The sequence below is a fragment of the Nostoc sp. LEGE 12447 genome, assembly GCF_015206985.1.
In the GTDB taxonomy this organism is placed as follows: domain Bacteria; phylum Cyanobacteriota; class Cyanobacteriia; order Cyanobacteriales; family Nostocaceae; genus Nostoc.
The window spans coordinates 26,044-32,361 of record NZ_JADEXT010000060.1 but is presented as its reverse complement, the minus strand read 5'-3'; the positions used below and the strand labels follow the sequence as shown (position 1 = coordinate 32,361).

The following is a 6,318-nucleotide window of genomic DNA, read 5'->3' as shown; positions in this document are numbered from 1 at the left end:
ACTAAAACTTGCTTTCCTTGGTCAAAGAATTTATGAGAAATATGTGCAAAGCACACCGTTTTTCCGGCGGCTGTCGGGAGTTGTGCAAGCACTCGCCTATTACCATTCTCCCAAGAATTCCAAATATTTTTTATCCACTGATGTTGATAATCTCTAAGTTCGTAGGTAACAGGCATTCAATCTACCTCAACAAGAATTTTTCTCTCGTGGGAATATTGCTCATTATCCCATAAGTTCTTAAAGTTAAAATACCGATAATCCCAATTCTAAAAGTAGTAAAGATGTTTTGGGTTGAGTTGATGCGATTTTACTTCATAAAGAGCAAATTATATAGACTAAAAATATAGATTTACCAAATTCTTGGTTTATTGGTGATATAGAAGCTGAACATAGTGCAGGGTATAAAACGATTTTGATAGATCAGGGTAATCAGTCTCAGCTCCAAATGTCTCGTTTAGGAATTGCTGACTATATTTTGGTTAACCTTTCAATAGCAGCACAGGTGATATGTAAGCATTCAGGATCTAATTTTTAGGATTTCTGGCATGAAGTTATAGAAATTCCTGGAACAGGAAACTTAGAAAATTTAGATTGATGGCAAACAATCCGCCGTTCTGGTCAAATAATTCGTCCTTCTACAGTAGACTTCTCAAATATGCCGCACCACTATAATAAATACTTCCTTTATATGCGGTGCTGTTCCCTAAACCCTTTATCAGTTTGCTGTTCGAGACATAACGGGAAAAGTCAGGTATATAGATAGCTACGTATAAGCCTATTTTATGTATATAAGAAGCCAAGTAATGTCAAGCTAATGATAGCGATCGCAGCCAGTTTTATGCATTAGTCACATTTTTCTTAACAAAAGACTGAAAGGCTAGAAAGTAGATATAGTAATAGCCTTGGAGATTTTCCTAAATTCGGAAATCAAGATTGAGAAAGCTTTATAAACTTTGACATTCATGTATAGTGGTCAAAGATCGTCTTGTTTGCACATTTACTGCCTGTCATTTATAAAACTATTTGATATTCGTAAAGCTATGAGAGATGAGCAAAAGACCAAACAGCAAATCATTGAAGAATTAGTGACGCTGCGGCAAAGTTTTTCCGAGTTAGAAAATTTAGTATCTCAGCAGCAAGCTCAACAAGTAGCGCTACAACAGCAGACTCAAAGGGAACAATTAATTGCTCAGATTGCTGGGCGTATTCGTCAGAGTTTAGATATAAGAGAAATTCTCAACATCGCAGTACAAGAAATACAGAAGTTTCTACAAGCCGAGCGAGTCTTTGTCTACCGCTTTCAAGCAGATTGGAGCGGAGTTGTGACAGTAGAATCAACTGCTGAAAATATTACTTCTATTTTAGGTCAAACAATTACAGATTCATATTTTGCTGACTCAAACAGACGTAAGCTTTATGAACAAAACCGTATCCAAGCCATAGCAGATATCTATACAGCAGACTTATGTGCGCGTCAGGTTGATTTCCTAGCTGAATTAGAAATTAGAGCCAGCTTAGTAGTACCTATTCTCCAAGATGAACAATTATGGGGGTTGCTGCTCATAAATCAGTGCCAAAAGCCACGCCAATGGCAGCAGTGGGAGATTGATTTCCTGGTGCAATTGGCTACGCAACTGTCAGTCGCTCTACAACAAAGTCAACTATATCAACGAACACAGCACCTATGGCAACGAGAACAAGCTCTCAATCGAGTCATCCAAAGTATTCGTAATTGTCTAGGCTTAGAAACTATTTTTTCTACAGCAGTTAAAGAAATTGCTCAACTAATACCAGCCCAACAAGCTGTAATCGTGCAATACCTACCACAACAGCAGATATGGTTGCACATTACAGAGTATCGCCAAAACTCAAATTTACCCACAGCTTTAGGCACATCCATTCCTGATATTGGCAATCAAGTTACCAAGCGACTCAAGCGCTTAGAAATTGTTCAATTAGAAGACCCTAGTTGTTGTAGTGATGAAATTAATCGTCAACTGGCGCAAACTTCTGGCGGTAAATGGTTACTAGTGCCTTTACATTTTAATTCTCAAATTTGGGGTAGTCTGAGCCTGTTAAGAAACAGGCAATCTTTACCTTGGTACAACGAAGATATCGAATTAGCAAAAACTGTTGCGGAGCAACTGTCAATTGCCATTGAGCAATCTACGCTTTTGGCACAATTACAAACCGAACTCATGGAACGTCAGCAGGCAGAAGCAGCAGTTCAACAAAAGCAGAATATTGCACAGAAAATTGTAGAAACAACACCAGACATTATATATATCTATGATTTGATTGAACAGCGCAATGTTTATATAAATCACCAAATGCTGGAGATCCTTGGTTATAGCTCTGGTGCTGTTCAATCAATGAAAGAAAAAGTACTACCGAGTCTGATTCATCCAGATGACATCAACCGAATTAACGCACACTTACAGACTTTCCAAACCTTGCAAGATGAGGAAGTAATCGAAATTGAATACCGAATGAAACATGCCGATGGTCAGTGGCGTTGGTTACATAGCCGCGAGTGTGTGTTTACAAGAGATAGAAATGGCTTGTCTGTGCAGATTTTAGGTACAGCTATTGATGTAAGCGCTCGTAAAAAAGCCGAACTTGCTCTGTGGGAAACGCAACAGCATCTGCAAACAATTCTTGATAACTCGCCTGCTGTCATTTACTTAATCGATTCACAAAATAAACATATTTTGGGAAATCGCAGTTATGCAAACCTACTGTCCACGACTCCAGAAACTCTAATCGGCAAGAGCATCTATGAAGTCTGGCCATCTGAAGTTGCCGATACTTTCGCAACGAATAATCAACAGGTGTTTCAAGAAAATCAAGCTATTGAAGTAGAAGAGACTGTAACTCATGCAGAAGAAGTCCATACTTACATTACTATCAAATTTCCGTTACATGATGCCAACGGTATTCCTTACGCAGTCTGTGGAATTTCTAGAGACATCACTGAGCGCAAGCAAGCCCAAGAAAAGATCCATGAACAAGCTGCATTAATTGATGTTGCGACTGATGCGATTATTGTTCATGATTTAGAAAAACGTATCCTTTTTTGGAGTCGAGGTGCTGAATACTTATATGGTTGGACAAGAGAAGAAAGCTTGGGTAAGAAAACTGATGAGTTTTATTGTCGTGCAGCAGCATCACAACTTTTAGAAGGCCTCAACACTACCGGAGCAACTGGTTCTTGGCAAGGTGAGTTAGAGCAAGTTACCAAATCTGGCAGAGAAATTATCGTTGCTAGTCGCTGGACAATGGTACAAAATCAATTTGGACAAACCCAATCTATCCTCATAGTTAACACCGACATTACGGAGAAAAAACAGCTAGAGCAACAATTTCTCCGCGCTCAACGATTGGAAAGCATTGGAAGATTAGCTAGTGGAATTGCTCATGACCTAAACAATCTTCTCTCACCCATATTAATGTCCTTAGAATTGTTAGAGGAAAAATTTTCCGATCCGCAAACTCAGCCATTGCTCAAGATGTTATATACTAATGTTCAGCGTGGGGCTGATTTAATTAAACAAGTATTATCTTTTGCTAAAGGTGTATCGAGCAAGCGGATCATTTTCCAGTTCAAGCACATAGTTGCTGAAATTCAGTACATTATCCAACAGACATTTCCCAAGTCAATTGAATTTACTATTGAATTACCTCTAGATTTATGGTCTGTCTATGCAGACCCCACCCAATTACAACAAGTACTGATGAATTTGTGCATTAACGCTCGTGATGCTATGCCTTATGGCGGTTCTTTGAAAATTTCTGCTGCCAATCAGTTTATTGACGAATTCTCTGCTCAAAAGTATTTTGAGGCAAAAGTTGGTTATTATGTTACGGTTTCCGTTATCGATACTGGTATTGGAATTGCCCCCGAAGTATTAGAACGAATTTTTGAGCCATTTTTTACAACCAAAGAAATTGGTAAAGGCACAGGTTTAGGACTGTCAACAGTTATGGGAATTGTTAAAACTTATGGCGGATTCATAAATGTTGAAAGCTTAGTAGGTCAAGGTAGCAAATTTCAAATATATTTCCCAGCATTCACAGATCCAGAACAGCAACAAGTATTAACAGAGGACTATGAACTACTTAAAGGTAATGGAGAGGTTGTTTTAGTTGTAGATGATGAACTCTCATTTCAACAAATTACTCAAACATCGCTTTTCAATTATAACTATCAAATTTTAAGTGCTAATAACGGTGTTGAGGCAATCTCAGTATATGTCGAACATAAAAATAAAATTAGTGCGGCGTTAATAGATTTAATGATGCCTGATATGGATGGCATTATAACTATTCGTACTTTACAAAAGATTAATCCACATCTCAAAATTATTGCTATGAGTGGCCTAGCTACCAATGAAAAAATAGCTGAGGCTACTAGCGCTGGCGTCAAAGCATTTTTACCGAAACCCTTTACATTATCAGAGTTGTTAACAACTTTATCTTTGCTATTAAATAAAAAATGAATTGAGCCAAAAATTGATAATAATTATATTTAGATTTAAACGTGATTAAACTTGAGATTTTCCGCACTTTTCCAAGGAATCGTTAGTTCAAGCTAAATCCTGGTTGAGTCATAATCAGCGCTCAAACGCAGTTTTTTTTCGTGCGAAAACCCTATGAAAATTTGCGGTTACTAGATCAAGTTTGGACGGGAGAAAATATACGAGTGTTTGAAATAATTTCCATCTGGGAAAAAGATGGTGAACGAAATTTTTCATTAAGATGCGCTCGCTACGGCAATTATGCGGATTCATGAAGTTAGCTGATTAATAAGTCCCGCATAAACACGGATTCATTCTTGCTGCCTTTCAGTAAAACTGCATTATACAAGTTTTGAAGGTGCATTTATGACTAATACTACAATGTTAGATAACCGTATAAATAAGCAAATAAAATTTGAACCATTAGAAGCGACAGTAGCAGCAACAGAAGAAGAGTCAGTAATATTAGCCGAAAAGCTCACACAGGTGGCAATTCCTTTATCCGTACTGTTGCAAGCACTGAATATAGCAAAATACGATAAGGCAGCAGCTTTCCGCTATGCTGACAAATATCTAAAGAATATCAAAAAGTCGAAATGGGTTATTATCAAAACGGCTTGATTTTTTTCGATGAAACCCTCGGTTAGATATTTTTCTCCTGATATAAACTCTCAGTTTTGATTATTCCAAGCATTGAACTTATATTTAATTGGAGAATTTGGGAGTAATTTTTCAATTCCCAAAGAATTAGCTCTGGTGGAATCCCGCCTAATTTCAATTCGCTTTGGATAAACTCATCAATTGAATTAGCTTTTGTTTTCTCTAACAGTGCCAACATCTGTTGAGCGCAACGCCCAAGGAAATTGATTTAGTCCACACCATAATTACCTTCCAATCCCGGAAAAAACTTACTCCAAACACTTTGCTCCTTTGACGCTGATTCTTTTGAGCCTAAAACATTCTGTAGCCCTCGCTGATTACTCTGAATCTCCCGCATATTAAGAGCGTGAATAGTTTGGGCTAACTCTGGATTTTCTTCTAACAATTCAGCCTCAAAACTTAACTCCTTCTGCAACAGTTGGGCATTTCGGCGCAAGAACATCTGCTGATTGTGTCGCCGTCTGATAAGGGATTCAGTCAGATGTAATTGCTCTTCAAAACTTAAATCATCGTATTCGCTGTTATACATGAGAATTCTTCTCCGATTAGCTTAAAACTTAATTTTTAGGAAAATTAACGACAGTGTTCAAGTAATTAAAAATGTTTGATTCCTCCATAAAGTAGCTGATATCCCAGCCTCAATCTCGTAATAAATTCGTCAGTATTGCGATTCCCCCAAACAGGATTACTACGGCTTTTTATCCAGTTGATTGGACTATGACAAAATAATTCGTAATTCGTAATTCGTAATTCGTAATTCGTAATTATTTATCTTTAAGTTTTTTGGTGGAGGCAACAAGAATTTTACCAATTTCATTTGCTTCTTGAAGGAGTAGTTGAAATTTTTGTTTTTCAACTAGCTCAGATTCAATTAACAGTTCTAGCCAATACTGGGTTTCTCTGGCTTCTTTCAAAGCGATCTCCAATTTATTGATAAAATCCTTTGAAGATTGGGCTGATTGAGCTTCTCTAACATTAGCTCCAATTGAAGTTCCTGAACGTAAAAGTTGTTTAGAAAGAATGCGAGTTGCACTTGAAGCTTCATCCAAAAAGCAACAAGCTTTAATAATTCTAACTGCAAAAGATTTAGTCCTGTCCGTGATAGTAATATTAGTTGTCATAATTTAATTACGAATTACGA

General features: G+C 37.3%; 5 protein-coding genes. 2 read left to right on the top strand and 3 right to left on the bottom strand.

Annotation, left to right across the window (positions count from 1 at the left end; translation table 11 throughout):
* Nucleotides 1–176 (bottom strand): DEAD/DEAH box helicase family protein (locus tag IQ274_RS32690; RefSeq protein WP_194144773.1); only part of this gene is annotated, 176 nt, incomplete at its 3' end.
* 864 nt (nt 177–1,040) lie between these two features.
* Here IQ274_RS32690 and IQ274_RS32685 point away from each other — a divergent pair.
* Both IQ274_RS32685 and IQ274_RS32680 read left to right on the top strand, forming a co-directional pair.
* Nucleotides 1,041–4,499, top strand: coding sequence for a PAS domain S-box protein (locus tag IQ274_RS32685; RefSeq protein WP_194144772.1), 3,459 nt, complete (start codon nt 1,041–1,043; stop codon nt 4,497–4,499).
* 384 nt (nt 4,500–4,883) lie between these two features.
* Nucleotides 4,884–5,138, top strand: a complete 255-nt coding sequence (locus tag IQ274_RS32680) for a hypothetical protein (protein ID WP_228058538.1) — start codon at nt 4,884–4,886, stop codon at nt 5,136–5,138.
* A 247-nt stretch (nt 5,139–5,385) separates the two neighbouring features.
* Here IQ274_RS32680 and IQ274_RS32675 read toward each other — a convergent pair whose 3' ends face one another.
* Nucleotides 5,386–5,706, bottom strand: coding sequence for a hypothetical protein (locus tag IQ274_RS32675; RefSeq protein ID WP_194144771.1), 321 nt, complete (start codon nt 5,704–5,706; stop codon nt 5,386–5,388).
* A gap of 235 nt (nt 5,707–5,941) precedes the next feature.
* Entirely contained in the window at nt 5,942–6,298 is a 357-nt protein-coding gene (locus tag IQ274_RS32670) for a four helix bundle protein (protein WP_194144770.1), read from the bottom strand.
* Between the last annotated feature and the right edge of the window lie 20 nt (nt 6,299–6,318).